The sequence below is a fragment of the Streptomyces sp. NPDC002680 genome (genome assembly GCF_042889145.1).
In the GTDB taxonomy this organism is placed as follows: Bacteria; Actinomycetota; Actinomycetes; order Streptomycetales; family Streptomycetaceae; genus Streptomyces; species Streptomyces adonidis.
Window position 1 is genome coordinate 48,777 of the sequence record NZ_JBIAQP010000027.1, and the last position, 17,536, is coordinate 66,312.

The following is a 17,536-nucleotide window of genomic DNA, read 5'->3' on the forward strand; positions in this document are numbered from 1 at the left end:
CCGCGAGACACCATTGACCGTGGTCACGTCAGCTGGCTACTTTCAGCGGCATGTTGCGTTCAGCCTTGCTAACCACGCGCGGTCACATCGACCTGCTGCGGGTGGCCTCCGCCGCGTGTCGTCGCGGCTGCTGACGCCCTTTTCCCTCACCTCCCGCCCCGCCTGGGCACCGCCCCACCCGCACGTCCGCGATCTGCCCTGATCCGTCCCGGACGCGGCGGCGCCGAGGCGCACCCCCACCCCGGTCGCTCTCCTCCTCGTGGAGCACTCATGAGCATCAGCCATGCCCCACCCGGCTCCCCTGAGCCCGACATATCGGTTAAATCAAGCCCTGGTACGTCCAATGCCGCCGGTGCCGTCGAACGCATCGCCCCCGACCTCGAACCCATCGTCCCCAGCTCCACGCGCCGCACCCGCGTACCCCGCTGGCTGCGCCGCACCTCGGGCCCCCTGCTGCTCCTCGCGCTCTGGCAGATCCTCAGCAGTACGGGCGTACTGACCGCCGACATCCTCGCCTCGCCCGGGCGGATCGCCGACGTCGGCAGTGATCTGATCGCCGACGGTTCACTGGGCGACGCGATGGCCACCTCGCTGCAGCGGGTCGCGCTCGGGCTGCTCCTCGGGACCGTCATCGGCACCGGACTGGCCCTGGTCTCGGGCCTGTTCAGGATCGGCGAGGACCTCGTCGACGCGCCCGTGCAGATGCTGCGGACCGTGCCGTTCGTCGGTCTGATCCCGCTGTTCATCATCTGGTTCGGCATCGGCGAGGCCCCGAAGGTCGCGATCATCACCCTCGGGGTGACCTTCCCGCTCTACCTCAACGTCTACGCCGGAATCCGGGGCGTCGACTCCCAGTTGATCGAGGCCGGCGAGTCGCTCGGGCTGTCCCGGTGGGGACTCGTCCGGCATGTCGTGCTGCCGGGCGCGCTGCCCGGGGCGATGACCGGGCTGCGCTACTCGCTCGGCATCGCCTGGCTCGCGCTGGTCTTCGCCGAGCAGATCAACGCGGACGCCGGGATCGGCTTCCTCATGGTGCAGGCGCGGGACTTCCTGCGGACCGACGTGATCGTGGTCTGCCTCATCGTCTACGCGTTCCTCGGTCTGCTGGCCGACTTCGTCGTCCGTACCCTCGAAAGGCTGCTGCTGCAATGGCGACCGACGTTCACCGGACGGTGACCTCACCGGCCGTACGGGTCGAGGGGCTGACCCGCGCCTTCGACGGCCGTGCCGTCATCGACAACCTTCAACTCGACGTCCGGCCGGGCGAGTTCGTGGCCCTGCTCGGCCGCAGCGGCTGCGGAAAGTCCACGCTGCTGCGCATCCTCGCCGGACTCGACCGGGACATCGCGGGCACCGTCCTCGTACCGCGCCGCAAGGCCGTCGCCTTCCAGGCGCCCCGGCTGATGCCGTGGAAGAAGGTGTGGCGCAACGTCCTGCTGGGGCTGCCCGGCAAGCCGGGGCGGGAGGTTGCCGAGCAGGCGCTGACCGAGGTCGGCCTCAGTCACCGTTCGGACGCGTGGCCCAAGACCCTCTCCGGTGGTGAGGCCCAACGTGCCTCGCTGGCAAGGGCGTTGGTCCGCGAGCCCGATCTCCTGCTGCTGGACGAGCCGTTCGGCGCGCTGGACGCGCTCACCCGGATCAAGGCCCAGCGGCTGGTCGGCGAACTCTGGCAACGCCGGGGCTGCGCCGTCCTGTTGGTGACGCACGACGTCGAGGAGGCGGTACTGCTCGCCGACCGGGTCCTCGTGATGGACGAGGGCGTCATCGCGTACGAGACGACGGTCGACCTGGACCGTCCGCGCGACATCACCGACCCGCGCTTCGCCGAACTGCGTGCCCAGCTCCTGGAACGCCTGGGCGTCGACACCGCCGCCGAAGCCGTCTGAACTCCGCCAACTCCGGCCCGCTCCCCCACAGTTGTACACACACGATCGGAACGAACCACCATGCGACGACGCCTCGTCCCCGCCGCCCTGCTCCTCCCCCTCACACTCCTCGCCACCGCCTGCGGCGGGAACTCGGCCGCCGACTCCTCGATCGGCTCCGGCAGCGGTACCGACGGCAAGGGGTCCCTCACGCTCAACGTCGGTGACCAGAAAGGCGGCGCGGAGGCCGTGCTGCGGGCCGCCGGAGAACTCAAGAACCTGGACTACAAGGTCAAGTGGTCCACCTTCACCTCCGGCCCGCCGCTCCTCGAAGCCGTCAACGCCAAGGCCGTCGACATCGGCAGCGTCGGCAACACCCCGCCGGTCTTCGCGGCCGGCGCCGGTTCCAAGATCACGGTCGTGGGGGCGCTGCGCGGCGGATCCCAGGGCGAGGCGATCCTCGTCCCCAAGGATTCCAAGCTCAAGAAGGCCACCGACCTCAAGGGCAAGTCCGTTGCCGTGGCGCAGGGTTCGTCCGCGCACTACCAGCTGATCGCGTCCCTCAAGCAGGCCGGGCTCACGCTGAACGACATCAAGGTCAAGTACCTCCAGCCCGCCGACGCCCTGGCCGCGTACACCAGCGGCAGCGTCGACGCGTGGGCGGTGTGGGACCCGTACACCTCGCAGGTGCTCAAGGCCGGTCAGGGGCGTGTCCTGGCGGACGGTGAGGGTGTGGTCAACGGGCTCAACTTCCAGGTGGCGGCGCCCTCCGCGCTCAAGGACGCCAAGAAGGTCGCGGCCATCAAGGACTTCGTGGAGCGGCTGCGGCGCGCCCAGGACTGGGTCTACGCGCATCCCGAAGCATGGGCCAAGGTGTGGGCGAAGGACACCGGGCTGCCGTACGAGGTGGCGCTCGCGTCGGTGAACCGGACCAACGCGACCCGGATCCCGGTGGCGATCGACGACGCGCTCGTCGCCTCCGAACAGGAGATCGCGGACACCTTCACCAGCCTCAAGCTCATCCCGAACAAGGTCGACTTCGCGAAGTACGTGGACCGGCGCTTCAACGACGACCTGCCCCCGTCCACCACCACGCCCCGCCCCAGCAAGGAGTCGTGAGCGCGCGATGACCGTCCATCTCCACTGGTTCCTGCCCACGGGCGGCGACGGCCGCACCCTCGTGGACCGGCACGCGTACGCCCCCAACACCGGCGGCGCGAACCGGACCGTCAAGGGCGTCCGGCCGCCGGACATCGAGTATCTCGCCCAAATCGCCAAGGCGGCCGAGCAGTTGGGCTTCGAGGGGGTGCTGACGCCGACCGGCACCTGGTGCGAGGACGCCTGGCTGACGACCGTGGCGCTCGCCCAGCACACCGAACGGCTGAAGTTCCTGGTGGCGTTCCGGCCCGGCGTGATCTCACCGGCGCTCGCCGCGCAGATGGCGGCGACCTATCAGCGCGTCACCCGCGGGCGGCTGCTGCTCAACGTCGTCACTGGCGGCGACTCCTCCGAGCAGCGGCGCTTCGGCGACCACCTCGACCACGACCGTCGGTACGCGCGCACCGACGAGTTCCTGTCCGTCGTACGACAGGCGTGGGCCGGTCGGCCGTACGACTTCGACGGTGAGCACTACCAGATCGAGGACGGGCTGACGGCGCTGCCGCCGGACCCGGTGCCGCCGCTCTTCTTCGGCGGGTCCTCGGCCGCCGCGGGGCCGGTCGCGGCGCGGCACGCCGATGTGTATCTGACCTGGGGCGAGCCGCCGGCGCAGGTGAAGGAGAAGATCGACTGGATCCGGTCGCTGGCCGAGCGTGAGGGGCGGACGGTCCGGTTCGGGGCCCGGCTGCACACCATCTCGCGGGACTCGTCGGCCGAGGCGTGGTCGACCGCGTACCGGCTGCTCGACGACCTCGACGCGGAGACGATCGCGGCGGCGCAGGCCGCGCTCGGTCGCAGTGAGTCGGTCGGGCAGCAGCGGATGGTCGCCCTGCACGGCGGTTCGCGCGACAAGCTGGAGATCTATCCGAACCTGTGGGCGGGCGTCGGTCTGGTCCGGGGCGGTGCGGGCACCGCGCTCGTCGGCAGCCATGCGGAGGTCGCCGAGCGGATCGAGGAGTACCACGCGCTGGGCGTCGAGCACTTCGTGCTCTCCGGTTATCCGCATCTGGAGGAGGCGTACTGGTTCGGCGAGGGCGTGATTCCGGAGCTGGCGGCTCGTGGGCTGCTGGAGCAGGCGCCCAAGGCGGCCGGTGGTTCGCCTCTGCTGGTGGCGAGCGGGCGCTGACCGTTCCGACGCGGCACGTCTGCCGGGAAGATCCTCGCCCCTCCCCCGGTTAGTAGAAGCGTGAACGATACCGGGGTGCGTGCCGAGGTGCGGGAAGTCGATGTCGTCGTCATAGGCGCTGGTCAGGCCGGTCTGTCCAGCGCCTATCACCTGCGACGCACCGGCTTCGTGCCGGAGTGTGACTTCGTCGTGCTCGACCATGCCCCGCATCCCGGCGGCGCCTGGCAGTTCCGCTGGCCGTCGCTCACCTACGGCAAGGTGCACGGGATGCACGCGCTGCCCGGCATGGAACTGACGGACGCCGACCCGGCACGGCCGTCCGCCCAGGTCATCAGCGAGTACTTCGAAGCGTACGAACGCGCCTTCGATCTGAAGGTGCGCCGACCGGTGGACGTACGGGCCGTCCGCGAGGGCGACGGAGACGGGCGGCTGCTCGTCGAGACCTCGGACGGCGTCTGGTCCACCCGGGCACTGATCAATGCCACCGGCACCTGGGACCGGCCGTTCTGGCCGCGCTATCCGGGCCAGGAGACCTTCCGGGGGCGGCAGTTGCACACCGCGCAGTACCCCGGGCCCGAGGAGTTCGCGGGGCTGCGGGTGATCGTGGTCGGCGGCGGGGCGTCCGGCACCCAGCACCTCATGGAGATCGCTCCGTACGCGGCCGGGACCACGTGGGTGACCCGGCGCCCGCCGGTCTTCCGCGAGGGCCCCTTCACCGAGGAGTTCGGACGGGAGGCCGTCGCCCTCGTCGAGGAGCGGGTACGGCAGGGGCTGCCGCCGAAGAGTGTCGTGTCGGTCACCGGACTGCCGCTGAACGACGCGATCCGGCAGGCTCTCGCCGACGGCGTCCTCGACCGGCGGCCCATGTTCGACCGGATCACCCCGGACGGGGTCGAGTGGGCCGACGGACAGCGTGTCGAAGCGGACGTGATCCTCTGGGCGACCGGATTCCGGGCCGCGATCGACCACTTGGCGCCCCTGCGACTGCGCGAGCCCGGCGGCGGCATCCGCGTCGAGGGGACACGGGCGATCGCCGATCCACGCGTCCATCTGGTGGGTTACGGCCCCTCGGCGAGCACGATCGGCGCCAATCGCGCCGGGCGGGCGGCCGTACGGGACATCAGGCGACTGCTCGACCAGGAGCCGGCCGCCGTCTGACGTCCCGTACGGGATCGCAGGGTCCCTCGACCCGTCATGTCACTTCGCGGGCTGCGGACTCTTCTGGTTCTGGTTGAACTGGGCGACGTTGCGCTGGTGTTCGGCGTAGTCGGCCGTGAAGCGGGTGTCGCCGGGCTTGACGGTGACGAAGTACAGCCAGTCGCCCTGGGTCGGGTTGATGGCGGCGCGCATCGCCTCCTCGCCGGGGTTGGCGATCGGCGTGGGCGGCAGCCCCATGCGCTGGTAGGAGTTGTACGGGCTGTTCAGCCGGGTGTCGGCGGCCGTCGTCCTGAGCGTGGACCTGTTCAGCGCGTAGTTGATCGTCGAGTCCATCTGGAGCGGCATCCCGCGCTCCAGGCGGTTGAAGACGACCCGGGCCACCTTCCCCATGTCCTGCTTGGTGGCGGCCTCGGCCTGGACGATGCTCGCGATGGTGACGGCCTGGTAGACGTTCATGGCGTTGCGCTGCGCCCCGGCGGTGACCGGCGCGCCCCCGAACTTCCGGTTCGCGGTGTCGACCATGAACGACAGCAGGGATTCCGGAGTGGCCTTCTCCTTCAGCGGATAGGTCGCCGGGAAGAGATAGCCCTCGGGGTTGCCCTCGGCGTCGGTCGGGAGTCTCAGCCGGGCCTTGGCGATCGACTTCTTGGTGCTCCCGGCCGGCAGGGCGAGGGCCTTGTCGACCGCCTCGTACACCTGGATGGAGCGCCAGCCCTCCGGGATGAGGAGGGAGGTCGGCCGGGTGTCCCCTTCGCTGTCGACGCTCAGCAGCGGCACCGCCACGGCGGTGGCCGCGACGACGGCCCCGGTCGCGATGAGGACGGCCCGGCCACGGCGCGTCAGGCGAATCGTGCTCCGTGACGGAGTGTTCATCTGCATGCGGGCACGGTAACCCGCAAAGCGTTACAAACCCGGCATATCTTCATCTTGTACTACGTCGCATGTCACCCGGCCGGCTCCAGCTGGGCGTCTCTGCGCACGAGGGCCGCATACCGCCCGTCCTGGCGCAGCAGTTCCTCGTGCGTACCCCGTTCGACCGCGTGCCCGGCATCCAGGACCACGATCTGGTCGGCGCCCCTGATGGTGGACAGCCGGTGCGCGATGGTGAGCGTGGTGCGGTTGGCCGACAGGGCGTCGATGGCCTCCTGGACGGCGTGTTCGGTGCGGGTGTCCAGGGCGCTGGTCGCCTCGTCCAGAATGAGGACGGGCGGGTCGCGCAGGATCGTACGGGCGATGGCGAGGCGCTGTTTCTCGCCGCCGGAGAAGCGGTGGCCGCGCTCGCCGACAACCGTGTCGTAGCCGTCGGGCAGGCCGGAGATGTGGTCGTGGATCTGGGCCGCGCGTGCCGCCGTGTGCAGTTCCTCGTCGGTGGCGTCCGGCTTCGCGAAGCGCAGGTTGTCGGCGACCGTGGCGTGGAAGAGGTACGTCTCCTGGGAGACGACGCCGACCGCGCGGGCGAGCGTGTCGAAGTCGAGGTCGCGGACGTCGACGCCGTCGATGGTTACCCGGCCGCCCGTCACGTCGTACAGCCGGGGCACGAGGTGGCCCAGCGTGGACTTGCCGGCGCCGGTCGGGCCGACGACGGCCAGGCTGCCGCCCGCCGGGACGGTGATGTCGATGCCGTCGAGGATGGGGCGGCTCTTGTCGTCGTAGCGGAACTCGACGCCCTCCAGCCGGACTTCGCCCTTGACCGTGTCGAGGTGGACCGGGTTCTCCGGTTCGGTGATGTCTATGGGCAGGTCGAGGTACTCGAAGATGCGCTGGAAGAGCGCGAGCGAGGCCTGGATCTGGACGCCGGTGCTGAGCAGGCTCACGGCCGGGCGGAACAGGCCCTGCTGGAGCGAGACGAAGGCGACGAGTGTGCCGATCGAGACGGACGGGCCGCCGAACTGGAGGGCGAGCCCCGCGGTCCAGTAGATGACGGCGGGCATGGCGGACATGACGATGCCGATGACGGCCATCCGCCAGCGCCCGGCCATGCTGGAGCGCACTTCGAGGTCGACCAGGCTCTCGGACTCCTCGGAGAAGGACCGGGTGAGCGAGTCGGCGCGGCCCATCGTGCGGCCGAGCAGGATGCCGCTGACCGACAGCGACTCGGTGACGGTGGCGGCCATCACGGCCATCTGTTTCTGGCGCTGGGTGGTGATCCGCTTGCGTTCGTTGCCGACGCGGCGGCTGATCCAGACGAACACCGGCAGCAGGAGCAGCGAGACGGCGGTCAGCCGCCAGTCGAGGGCGACCATCGCGACGATCGTGGCGACGACGCTGGTGAAGTTGGAGACCAGGGAGGTCGCGGTGGAGGTGACGGTGGCCTGCATGCCGCCGATGTCGTTGGCGATGCGGGACTGGACCTCGCCTGTGCGGGTGCGGGTGAAGAAGGCGAGCGACATGCTCTGCAGGCGGCCGTAGACGGCGGTGCGCAGGTCGTGCATGACGCGCTGGCCGACGGTCGTGGAGATCAGGGTCTGCAGCACGCCGAAGATGCCGCCGAGGACGGCGCTGACGATCATGCCGAGGGCGAGCAGGCTGAGCAGACCGGTGCGGCCCTCGGGGATCGCTACGTCGAGAGTCTCCTTCAGCAGGAAGGGGGTCGCGACGGAGACCAGGGAGGCGGCGCCGACGAGCAGACCGACGACGGCGAGTCGGCCTCGGTAGGGGCGGAAGAGTTTCAGGATGCGGCGGACCTGGCGCGGCTGGTCCGCCGCGTCGGCGGACGGGGTCCAGGCAGGTTGACGGTCGGGTTTCATGGGCTCCTTCGGAAGACATGACGAAGACGACTCACGGAGCATAGCTCATTGTTACCTATGTACACAATGAACTGCGTCCTGTTATTGTTCCCGTATGAGTTCCCCCGACGCCGACGGTCCGCTCGCCGACCAGCTGCTGAGTCTGACCCGCCGTCTGCACCGCATCCACAAACACCAGCTGGAGCAGCGCGGAGTCGGTATCACCCCGGCCCAGTCCCGGCTGCTGCGCAATCTCTCGCACCACCTCCAGCACCACGGTTCCCCGCCCCGGATGGCCGATCTGGCGGAGCGCCTGGAGGTTGTGCCCCGGGCGGTGACGACGCTGGTGGACGCACTGGAGGCGAGCGGCAAGGTGCGCCGGGCACCCGACCCCGACAATCGCCGGGTCATCCGGATCGAACTCACGGACGAGGGGCGCAAGGCGCTGAGCGAGCTGCGCGGTGCGCGCCGGGCCGCGGCGGAGGAGATTCTCGCGCCGCTGACGGACAAGGAGCGCGCGGTACTCGGCGTACTGCTGGACACGTTGACGGACGGGGCCGGAACGCCGCCCGATCGGCGCTGCTGACGTACACGACAACGGGCCGTGGGTCCGCCTCCCGTACCAGCTGGAGGGGGACCCACGGCCCGTTCGCTTGCCTCAGGTCAGCTCGCGGGCTCCTTGACGTCGCCCTTCTGGAGGGGGACCTCCGCCACCGGAGTTCCCTCCTCTTCGTCCTCTTCCGAGATCACGATCTCCCGGTCCAGCACCTTCTTGGCGCGGTCCAGGTCCAGCGCGCCCTCCCAGCGGGAGACCGCGAAGACGGCGACGCAGTTGCCGAGCAGGTTGGTGACGACGCGCATCGAGTCCATGATGCGGTCGACGCCGAGCAGCAGGGCGACGGCGCCGGCCGGGATCGCCCCGAGCGAGGAGGCGGTCGCGGACAGGGCGAGGAAGGCCGAACCGGGGATGCCGGCCATGCCCTTGCTGGTGAGCATGAGCACCAGGATCACGGTGATCTGCTGACCGAGGCTGAGGTCCACGCCCACGGCCTGGGCGATGAACAGGGTGCCGATGGAGAGGTAGAGCGAGGCACCGTCGAGGTTGAACGAGTACCCCGTGGGCAGCACCAGGCCCACGGCGTCGTCGCGGGCACCGGCCTTGCGCAGCTTGAGCATCACGCGCGGCATGACGGACTCGGTGGAGGCCGTGCCCAGCGCGAGGAGCATCTCCTCACGGATGTAGCGCAGGAACTTCCAGAGGCTGAGCCCGGTGACCATCTTGAGGGCCACGGCGAGCAGTCCGATGAAGAGCGCGGCGGCCGCGTAGCAGAGGATGATCAGCTTGGCGTACGTCTCGATCACGCCGAGTCCGTACTGGCCGATCAGGACGGCCATCGCGCCGAACACCGCGATCGGGGCGAGCCGCATGATGAAGCCGACGACCGCGAAGATGATCTCCTGGGCCTGCTCGATGGCGGGCAGCACCTTCGGCACCTTGGTGTGACCGAGGTGCAGCAGCGCGGCGCCCACCAGGCAGGCCAGAATCAGCACCTGGAGCAGGGAGTTCTCGGCGAAGGCGCCGATGAAACTGGTAGGAATCGCGTTGACGATGAACTCGGTCGTCGAGGGCAGCGAGCCGCCGCCCGTCTTCGCGTCGACCGCCGAGGTGTCGAGCGTGGACGGGTCGACGTTCATGCCCGAGCCGGGCTGGACGACGTTGGCGGCGAGCAGCCCGATGACCAGGGCGAGCGTGCTCGCCACCTCGAACCAGATCAGGGCCTTGAGCCCGATCCGGCCGAACGCCTTCAGGTCTCCGGCCTTGGCGATGCCTACGACGACCACACAGAACACGAGCGGCGAGATGATCGTCTTGATGAGCCGGGTGAAACCGTCGCCGAGCGGCTGGAGATCCGTGGCCACGTCGGGCCACAGCTTTCCGACGACGATTCCGAGCACGAGTGCGCAGGCAACCTGCGCGAACAGTGAGGTACGCAGTATGCGTGCGACGCGTCGCGGCAGGGACGGTTCGGACTGCGGCACGAGCACTCCTCCAGGGAGATTCTGGGATGCGGAAAAGTCCTTCCGCGCCGATCACTATCGAGGAGTCGTGGATCCCGACTGAAACTTGCGTATTTCCGCCGCGTAAATCATCGACCGCCCCCACAGCGCGCGCACAGCGCCCTCAGCAGCCGTCGCGGTCCTCGGTGAGCACCCCCTGCAGGGTCACCAGGGAACGGTCGTGGCATCCGGCCGAGCCGTACAGCCGGTAGCGCTCGCTCGTCGTCCCGACGGCGTGGCGCTGGTCGCGCGGCACGTTCGCCGTATACGTCGCGTCACCCGCGTAGGCGTCGTCGAGCCACGACCACGCCGTACGCCGGCTCCCGGACGTCTCGGTGACGGTCTCCCGGTCGCCGAGCGTCAGCACGGTCCGCAGCCGGTCGCCCGCACCGAGCGTGGTCGTGCCGTCCATCGTGTACGTCCGTCCCGTACGGGTCGTCCGGGCGGGTCCGCGCCCGTCGACGGTGACGTTCTCGGCGTCCGTCCAGGTGGCGGTGAGTCCGTCGGTGTTCTCGCCGTCGGTCCAGCGGTGCACGGAGGTGTTGGCGAGGGCTCGGCCGACGGTGGTGGTGACCCGGCCGTGCGAGGTGTCGACGTACCCGGAGACGGTCAGCCGGTGGGCGCCCTCGGTGTCGAGTCGGTGCTGCTCGTCGGCCGAACCGGGCGTGTAGGTCGAGGAGCTGGCGAGGTCGCCCTCATGGTGGGCGGTGAGCCTGCCCGTGACGTGTGCGCGCTTCGCGTCCTGCCAGACGAGGACGTTGACGGGGGTGCTCCAGCCCGACTGACCTTCCGGGACGCCGACGACGGAGACGTCCACGTCATGTGGGCGGCCGTCGTTGAGGAGTCCGGCGAAGGGGGTCAGATCGTATTCGATCGGCTTGATGTCGAAGGCGCGCGGTCCCGGGATCACGTACCAGAGAAAGGGGTTGGACCAGCCGCCGGTCCACACGGTCGGGAACGGGGCGGCGATTCCGGCCAGTCGGCCGTCGACCTTGATCTGCACCTCACGGTACGGGCCGTCCGTGGCCTTGCAGGAGTAGGGGGCGGCGTCGGGGACGGTGAGGTACCAATACTCCTCGCAGCCGCCGCCGGACCCGGTCGCGTACACCTCGGCGACGATGCGTTCGCTGTTGCGCGGGGTGGTGAGGGTGCCGTCCTGGAGGGTGAGGACGCGGTCGGGGGTGTCCTTCGCGGCGGGTGTCCCCGCGTAGAACGTCAGGGTGACCTTGACGTCGAGGATGCCGGTGTAGGTGTCGTTGACAACGTTTCCGATGAGCATCTCGACGGGCTGGGCCGTGCTCAGGGTGTCGCTGTAGCGCGTGATGTCCTTCTCGACGGACCAGGCGATGCCGTCGGGCGAGGGCTGCGGTGTGGAGGTACGCAGGACTTCCACGCCGCCGATGTGGAGGTAGCCGAGACGGTCGTACTGACGGCCCTTGACCGTGCCGGTCATCCTCAGCACGACCTTGCTCCAGCGCGCGCCGCAGCCGCTCGGGGGTGTGTACGTGCCCGTGTAGGGCGTGAAGTCCTTGAATTGGGCCTCGGCAACGGTGACTTCGCAGGACCGGCCGCCGGTCGGTCTGGTGACGGGCGGGGCGGCGGTGACCGGGTCGTGCCAGTCGGTGCCGAACTCGGCCGGTACGTCGACAGGCTGAGCGGACTGGGCGGGGCTCGCCCCGAGGAGGGTGCTCGCCAGGAGGGTCGCTCCGGCGAGCATGGACATGATGATCCGGCTTCTCATGGCCGGTGTTCTACGGGGAGTCGGCCCGCACGGCAATGAGGCGAACAAAGGCCAATCGGGCCGAATCCACGTCTCTTGCCGGAAAACCGTTTGCCTCCGGCCACGCTGTGACGCGAACCTTTCACGGCCCGTTGTCGGCCTTCGGGCTCCTCCCCCCATATCCCCATCCCCCCCTCCTGCGAGATGCGAGCCACTGGGACGTCATGAAGATCCAAGACCTTCCGTACCCCGACCCGGGCACGCCGGACGCGCGCTCGGGCCCCAGATTCCTGTGGTGGCTCTTCCGCAACCAGCTCGGCGGACAGCTCACCGCGACGGCCTGGGGGCTGGTGCACTTCGTGGCCGTCTCCGCGCTGCCGTTCGGCGTCGGGCTGGCCGTGCAGGCCGTCGTCGACCGCTCGGGCGGGCGGCTGGCCCTCGCGGGCGGCCTGATGGTGCTGTGCGGTGTCGCCATCGCACTCGGCGACAGCATGCTCCACCGGGCCGCCGTCACCAACTGGATCACGGCCGCCGCCCGCGTCCAGCAGCTGCTGGCCCGCAAGACCGCCCAGCTGGGCTCGGCGCTGACGCGGCGGGTCGCGGCCGGTGAGATCGTCGCGGTCTCCACGGGTGACGTGGAGAAGATCGGCTGGTTCGTGGAGGCCCTCTCCCGCTTCACCGCCGCCGCACTGACCGTCGTCCTGGTCTGCGTCGGCCTGTACGTCTACCAGCCGGCGCTCGGCATCGTCGTCGCCGTGGGTGTCCCGGTCCTCGCCCTCGCCGTGCTGCCGCTGCTGCCCCGGGCGACCCGGCGGGCCGACTTCCAGCGCGAGAAGGCCGGCCGCGCGACCGAACTGGCCTCGGACACCGTCGCGGGACTGCGGGTGCTGCGTGGCATCGGCGGCGAGGAACTCTTCCTCGACCGCTACCGCCGGGCCTCGCAGGAAGTACGGCACGCGGCCGTGCGCAGCGCCCGTATGTGGGCACTGATCTCGGCCATCCAGGTACTGCTGCCGGGTCTGCTGACGATCGCGGTCGTCTGGCACGGCGTGCACCTGGCCAGGCAGGGCCGGATCACCGTCGGCGAGCTGGTCACGGTGTACAGCGCGATCATGCTGATGTCGTACCCGCTGCGGCACTTCGAGGAGATCGCCATGGCGTACTCCTTCTCGCGGCCCTCCGCGAAACGGGCCGCGCGGGTGCTGTCCCTGGAGCGCGCCACGGACACGGCGGGCTCCCGGGAGGCGGTCGTGCCGACCGGGGATCTGTACGACCCCTCGACCGGACTGCTGGCCCCCGCCGGGTGTCTGACCGCCGTGGTGTGCGGCGATCCGGACGCGGCGGGACTGCTGGCGGAGCGCCTGGGCGGGCACCCTTCCGAGGAGGGCACGTCGGCGCTCCTCGGTGGCGTACCGCTCGACGAGCTGCCGCTCTCCAGCACCCGCACGGCCGTCCTCGTCCAGGACAAGGACCCGGTGCTGCTCTCCGGTTCCCTGCGCGAACTGCTCGACGTGCCCGCGTCGGGTGCGGTGAGCGCCGCCGAGGCCCTGGCCGCCGCCCAGTGCGGGGATGTGCTGGAGGCTCTCGTGCAGGGCTCGCTGGACGCCGAGGACCCGATGGACGCGCGGATCACCGAGCGCGGACGGTCACTGTCCGGCGGACAGCGCCAGCGCTTGGCACTGGCACGGTCGCTGATCACGGACCCCGAGGTGCTCGTTCTCGACGAACCGACCTCGGCCGTCGACTCGCACACCGAGGCCCGGATCGCGGACGGAGTGCGTGAGCTGCGGGCAGGCCGCACAACCGTCGTGTTCACCTCTTCACCGCTGCTCCTGGACCACGCGGACCGCGTCGTCCTGGTCCACGAGGGCGAGGTCGCCGCGGTCGGTGTGCACCGTGAACTGGTGCACAAGGAACCGCGGTACCGGGCCGTGGTGACCCGGGAGACCGAGGACGAGGCGGCCCTCGGCCACGTGCTGGGCGACCTCGACACCCTGGATGAACTGGAAGAACTCAAGGAAATCGGAGAGACGGCATGATCGGCGTGGCGCCACCGGCGTACGACCCGGCGGCCCCGACGACGGCGAGCACCCTGCCGGTCGGCGCCCCCGCGACCGTACGCGCCTACGTGGCCGAACTGTTCCGCAGGCACCGCCGTGCCTTCCTGCTGCTGGTCACCGTCAACACGGTCTCCGTGGTGGCCTCCATGGTCGGCCCATACCTGCTGGGCGACCTCGTCGAGCGGGTCTCGGACGACGCCCGCGACCTCCATCTGGAACTCACCATCGGCCTGTTCGCCGCCGCGCTGGTCGTACAGGCCGTGTTCGTCCGGCAGGTGCGGTTGCGCGGCGCGATCCTCGGTGAGCGGATGCTGGCCGATCTGCGCGAGGACTTCCTCGTCCGGTCGGTCGGACTGCCGCCGGGTGTCCTGGAGCGGGCGGGCACGGGCGACCTGCTCTCCCGCATCACGACCGACATCGACCGGCTCGCCAACGCCATGCGCGAGGCCGTGCCGCAGCTCGCCATCGGCGTGGTCTGGGCGGCGCTGCTGCTCGGCGGCCTCGTCGTCACAGCGCCCCAGCTGGCGCCTGCCGTGCTCCTCGCGGTGCCGCTGCTGGTGGTCGGCTGCCGCTGGTACTTCCGGCGCGCACCCTCCGCCTACCGCTCGGAGGCCGCCGGGTACGCCGCCGTCGCCGCCGTGCTGGCCGAGACGGTGGACGCCGGGCGGACCATCGAGGCCCACCGCCTGGGCGACCGCCGGATCGAGCTGTCGGACCGGCGGGTCAGTGAGTGGACGGCCTGGGAGCGCTACACCCTGTGGCTGCGGTGCGTGCTCTTCCCGGTCATCAACGCCACCCATGTCACCGTGCTCTGCTCGGTGCTGATGATCGGCGGGGTCTTCGCGCTCCAGGGCTGGATCGGCGTGGGCCAGCTGACCACGAGCGCCCTGCTCGCCCAGATGCTCGTCGACCCGGTGGGGATCGTCCTGCGCTGGTACGACGAGCTCCAGGTCGCCCAGGTGTCCCTGGCCCGGCTGGTCGGCGTCCGGGACATCGAGCCGGACGCCGGTGACCCCTCGCTGACCCCGGACGGGCGGGACGTGCACGCGGACCGGGTGCACTTCGGCTACCGGGAGGGCGTGGACGTGCTGCGCAAGGTGTCCCTGGAGGTCGCGCCGGGCACCCGGCTGGCCCTGGTGGGCCCCTCGGGCGCGGGCAAGTCCACGCTGGGCAGACTGCTCGCCGGGATCTACGCGCCCCGGACCGGCCGGATCACCCTGGGCGGCGCCGAGCTGTCGAGGATGCCCGCCGAGGAGGTCCGCTCGCACGTGGCGCTGGTCAACCAGGAGCACCATGTCTTCGTCGGCTCCCTGCGCGACAACCTGCTCCTCGCCCGCACGGACGCCGACGACGCCGAACTGTGGGCGGCACTGGGCGCGGTCGACGCGGACGGCTGGGCCCGGGCGCTGGACGAGGGCATGGACACCGAGGTCGGCTCGGGCGGTTTCGCACTCACTCCGGCGCAGGCCCAGCAGATCGCGCTGGCCCGGCTGGTCCTGGCCGACCCGCACACCCTGGTCCTGGACGAGGCGACCTCGCTCCTCGACCCGCGCGCGGCCCGTCACCTGGAACGGTCCCTGGCCCGGGTACTGGACGGCCGTACGGTCGTCGCCATCGCCCACCGGCTGCACACCGCCCACGACGCGGACGTCATCGCCGTCGTGGAGAACGGCCGGATCAGCGAGCTGGGCAGCCACGACGAGCTGGTCGCGGCGGACGGCGCGTACTCGGCGCTGTGGCGGTCGTGGCACGGGTGACCCACCGGTGACCGGGCGACGGGGCGGGGCCGGATCGGCCTCGTCCCGTTGCGCGGTCCCGACGGTGGGTGGAACGCTGGAAGCGTCCGCCCGCCCCCGCGGGCGGCGCCGGGGCCGGTCCCCACGCACCTGGAGGTACCCGTGGACAGTGACGAGGGATGGGGAGACGACGTCTACCAGCCCGACGGATCCGAGGTACAGGACGACGCGGGCCTGCTGGACGGCGAGGACACCCTGGTCACCGACGGGGTCACTGACCCCCTCGACCGTGGCTGGTCCCCTCCGGACCGGCCCTGGGCAGTGGAGCGCTCCGGTGTGACGGCGGCGGAACGCCGGCAGGGCGAGACCCTGGACCAGCGGCTCGCCGAGGAACTTCCGGACATCGCGGCATCGGACGGCGACGGCATCGGCGACTGCGCGGGCACGGACGGCGAGCCGCTGGACAACGAGGTGGGCGCCGCCCGCTCCGGCCGACTGGTGGCCCCCAACGAGGGCGCGCACGAGGACGAGGAGAGCGGGCTGATCGCCACCGACGTGGGCATCGACGGCGCCGCGGCCTCGGCAGAGGAGGCCGCGATGCACATCGTCGACGAGGACTCCCTGTCCGGCTGACCGCCCGGCCTGCCCAAGGGCCCCGCGGGGCCGACCGCCCGACTGAACCAAGCGTTCCGAGCGTTCCGAGCGTTCCGAGCGTTCCGAGCAAGGAGAACATCCATGCAGCAGGACAAGCAGCCCGACTACCACCCGGTCGTCTTCCGCGACCGGGTCGCCGGATACGCGTTCCTGACCCGGTCGACCGCGACGAGCGAGCAGACCATCGACTGGGACGACGGCGAGACGTACCCGGTCGTGGATGTGGAGATCTCCTCGGAGAGCCACCCGTTCTACACGGGCAAGGCCCGGACGGTGGACACCGAGGGCCGCGTCGCCGCCTTCGAACGCCGGTACGGCGGCGGGGACGGCCAAGGCTGAGCGGGCCGCCCCGCCAGGGGCTCCGTACCTGGACGTCAGATGAAGTTGAGCGCCGCCGCGCAGCCCACTCCCCCGAGCAACATGAACGCCGGCATGAGCACCTTCAGCTCGACCCAGCTGCCCGCGCGGAACCGCATCGCCTTCGGCGGACCGAGCGGGTACCAGCGCTTGCGGCCGATCGGGATGGGCCACAGCACCGGGCAGCCGGACACCGTCAGCGCGTCCCCGATGTCGTGCACCAGCGCGCCGAGCACGACCGGCAGCCCGAGCCACAGGTAGGTCTGCCCCGGGTCCGTGAACAGCCAGTCCGCGCCGTTGCCCGGCTTGTCCAGGACACCGGCCAGGATCCAGGCGCTGGTCGCCGCCAGCAGCCAGACCAGGATGTCGGCACTGGAGCCGCGGGTCGCCCGCCACAGCAGGCCTTCGATGGCGAGCACGATGTGCACGAAGAGAATGGCGAGGACCGCCCAGCGCCCCCCGGTGATCGCGGCGACGGAGGCACCCGCACCGATGAGGACCGCCCACAGCCAGGTGTGCGTCAGCGTCCGGTGCCCGCCCGAGCGACGCGGGTCGCCCTGCTTCTTCGTCGCCTTGTAGACGGCGTACGAGAGCTTGTCGACGATCTCGCACAGGCCCCGCGAGACCGGTCCGAAGGCCCGCGAGATGGTCGCCGCCTTGTGGTCGAGGTCCGGGGCGAGTGCGGCTCCGGCGCAGATCAGGGCACCGACCAGGACGACCGGCCAGGGCATCGGTTTGCCGGCCGCCGCAGCGGCGGCTCCGACACCGAGCCAGGCAGCGGCCCCCGAGAGTGAGTGTGCTGGTCCCATCATGGCCGTTTTCCGCCCTATTCCTCGTACGCCGCTGTCCAGTTGACCGGGTGCGCTGACGCTCCGTCGGCGACACAGCGTAGCGGCCGTGATCTTCGGGCCGGCATCC

General features: G+C 70.5%; 16 protein-coding genes. 11 read left to right on the top strand and 5 right to left on the bottom strand.

Annotated features, from left to right (window positions below; all coding sequences use genetic code 11):
* Window positions 1-50 precede the first annotated feature (50 nt).
* The 6 genes from ACFYXF_RS47165 to ACFYXF_RS47190 all read left to right on the top strand — a co-directional run bounded on the left by ACFYXF_RS47165 (window position 51) and on the right by ACFYXF_RS47190 (window position 5,307).
* The gene (locus ACFYXF_RS47165) at window positions 51-134 is read left to right on the top strand and encodes a putative leader peptide (protein WP_349817350.1); all 84 of its coding nucleotides are present in this window, start codon (window positions 51-53) and stop codon (window positions 132-134) included.
* 136 nt (window positions 135-270) lie between these two features.
* Window positions 271-1,176 (top strand): ABC transporter permease, encoded by a 906-nt coding sequence (locus ACFYXF_RS47170; protein WP_389359672.1) that lies wholly within the window; start codon window positions 271-273, stop codon window positions 1,174-1,176.
* Entirely contained in the window at window positions 1,149-1,886 is a 738-nt protein-coding gene (locus ACFYXF_RS47175) for an ABC transporter ATP-binding protein (protein ID WP_389359674.1), read from the top strand. Before ACFYXF_RS47170 ends, ACFYXF_RS47175 begins: the two co-directional genes overlap by 28 nt.
* Before the next feature lie 60 nt (window positions 1,887-1,946).
* Window positions 1,947-2,984 carry an ABC transporter substrate-binding protein gene (locus ACFYXF_RS47180; RefSeq protein ID WP_389359676.1) on the top strand — a complete coding sequence of 346 codons (1,038 nt, stop codon included), beginning with the start codon at window positions 1,947-1,949 and terminating at the stop codon, window positions 2,982-2,984.
* A gap of 7 nt (window positions 2,985-2,991) precedes the next feature.
* Complete coding sequence (locus ACFYXF_RS47185; RefSeq protein WP_389359678.1) at window positions 2,992-4,149, top strand: LLM class flavin-dependent oxidoreductase; 1,158 nt, start codon at window positions 2,992-2,994, stop codon at window positions 4,147-4,149.
* A gap of 60 nt (window positions 4,150-4,209) precedes the next feature.
* On the top strand, window positions 4,210-5,307 hold the full coding sequence (locus ACFYXF_RS47190) for an NAD(P)-binding domain-containing protein (protein WP_389359680.1): 1,098 nt from the start codon (window positions 4,210-4,212) through the stop codon (window positions 5,305-5,307).
* Between the two features lie 39 nt (window positions 5,308-5,346).
* On the opposite strand, the gene mltG is transcribed toward ACFYXF_RS47190, so the two are convergent.
* On the bottom strand, window positions 5,347-6,186 hold the full coding sequence (gene mltG / locus ACFYXF_RS47195) for an endolytic transglycosylase MltG (RefSeq protein ID WP_389359682.1): 840 nt from the start codon (window positions 6,184-6,186) through the stop codon (window positions 5,347-5,349).
* Between the two features lie 65 nt (window positions 6,187-6,251).
* Window positions 6,252-8,054 carry an ABC transporter ATP-binding protein gene (locus ACFYXF_RS47200; protein WP_389359684.1) on the bottom strand — a complete coding sequence of 601 codons (1,803 nt, stop codon included), beginning with the start codon at window positions 8,052-8,054 and terminating at the stop codon, window positions 6,252-6,254.
* 94 nt (window positions 8,055-8,148) lie between these two features.
* Between ACFYXF_RS47200 and ACFYXF_RS47205 the strand changes: the two genes are divergently transcribed.
* A complete protein-coding gene (locus tag ACFYXF_RS47205) occupies window positions 8,149-8,619 on the top strand; it encodes a MarR family winged helix-turn-helix transcriptional regulator (protein ID WP_389359686.1) in 471 nt (156 codons plus the stop codon).
* 77 nt (window positions 8,620-8,696) lie between these two features.
* Here the strand turns inward: ACFYXF_RS47205 and ACFYXF_RS47210 are convergent, their stop codons facing one another.
* Both ACFYXF_RS47210 and ACFYXF_RS47215 read right to left on the bottom strand, forming a co-directional pair.
* Window positions 8,697-10,073: a cation:dicarboxylate symporter family transporter gene (locus ACFYXF_RS47210; RefSeq protein ID WP_389359688.1), complete on the bottom strand. Its 1,377-nt coding sequence runs from the start codon at window positions 10,071-10,073 to the stop codon at window positions 8,697-8,699.
* 142 nt (window positions 10,074-10,215) lie between these two features.
* Complete coding sequence (locus ACFYXF_RS47215; RefSeq protein WP_389359690.1) at window positions 10,216-11,832, bottom strand: peptide-N4-asparagine amidase; 1,617 nt, start codon at window positions 11,830-11,832, stop codon at window positions 10,216-10,218.
* Window positions 11,833-12,035: 203 nt separating this feature from the next.
* Here ACFYXF_RS47215 and ACFYXF_RS47220 point away from each other — a divergent pair, with 203 nt between their 5' ends.
* The 4 genes from ACFYXF_RS47220 to ACFYXF_RS47235 all read left to right on the top strand — a co-directional run bounded on the left by ACFYXF_RS47220 (window position 12,036) and on the right by ACFYXF_RS47235 (window position 16,600).
* A complete protein-coding gene (locus tag ACFYXF_RS47220; RefSeq protein WP_389359692.1) occupies window positions 12,036-13,850 on the top strand; it encodes an ABC transporter transmembrane domain-containing protein in 1,815 nt (604 codons plus the stop codon).
* Entirely contained in the window at window positions 13,847-15,628 is a 1,782-nt protein-coding gene (locus tag ACFYXF_RS47225; protein WP_389359694.1) for an ABC transporter ATP-binding protein, read from the top strand. Before ACFYXF_RS47220 ends, ACFYXF_RS47225 begins: the two co-directional genes overlap by 4 nt.
* A gap of 141 nt (window positions 15,629-15,769) precedes the next feature.
* Window positions 15,770-16,240, top strand: coding sequence for a DUF5709 domain-containing protein (locus ACFYXF_RS47230; protein WP_389359696.1), 471 nt, complete (start codon window positions 15,770-15,772; stop codon window positions 16,238-16,240).
* A gap of 102 nt (window positions 16,241-16,342) precedes the next feature.
* Window positions 16,343-16,600 (top strand): type B 50S ribosomal protein L31, encoded by a 258-nt coding sequence (locus ACFYXF_RS47235; RefSeq protein ID WP_389359698.1) that lies wholly within the window; start codon window positions 16,343-16,345, stop codon window positions 16,598-16,600.
* A gap of 35 nt (window positions 16,601-16,635) precedes the next feature.
* On the opposite strand, the gene ACFYXF_RS47240 is transcribed toward ACFYXF_RS47235, so the two are convergent.
* Window positions 16,636-17,430, bottom strand: coding sequence for a metal-dependent hydrolase (locus ACFYXF_RS47240; protein WP_389359700.1), 795 nt, complete (start codon window positions 17,428-17,430; stop codon window positions 16,636-16,638).
* Window positions 17,431-17,536: the final 106 nt, after the last annotated feature.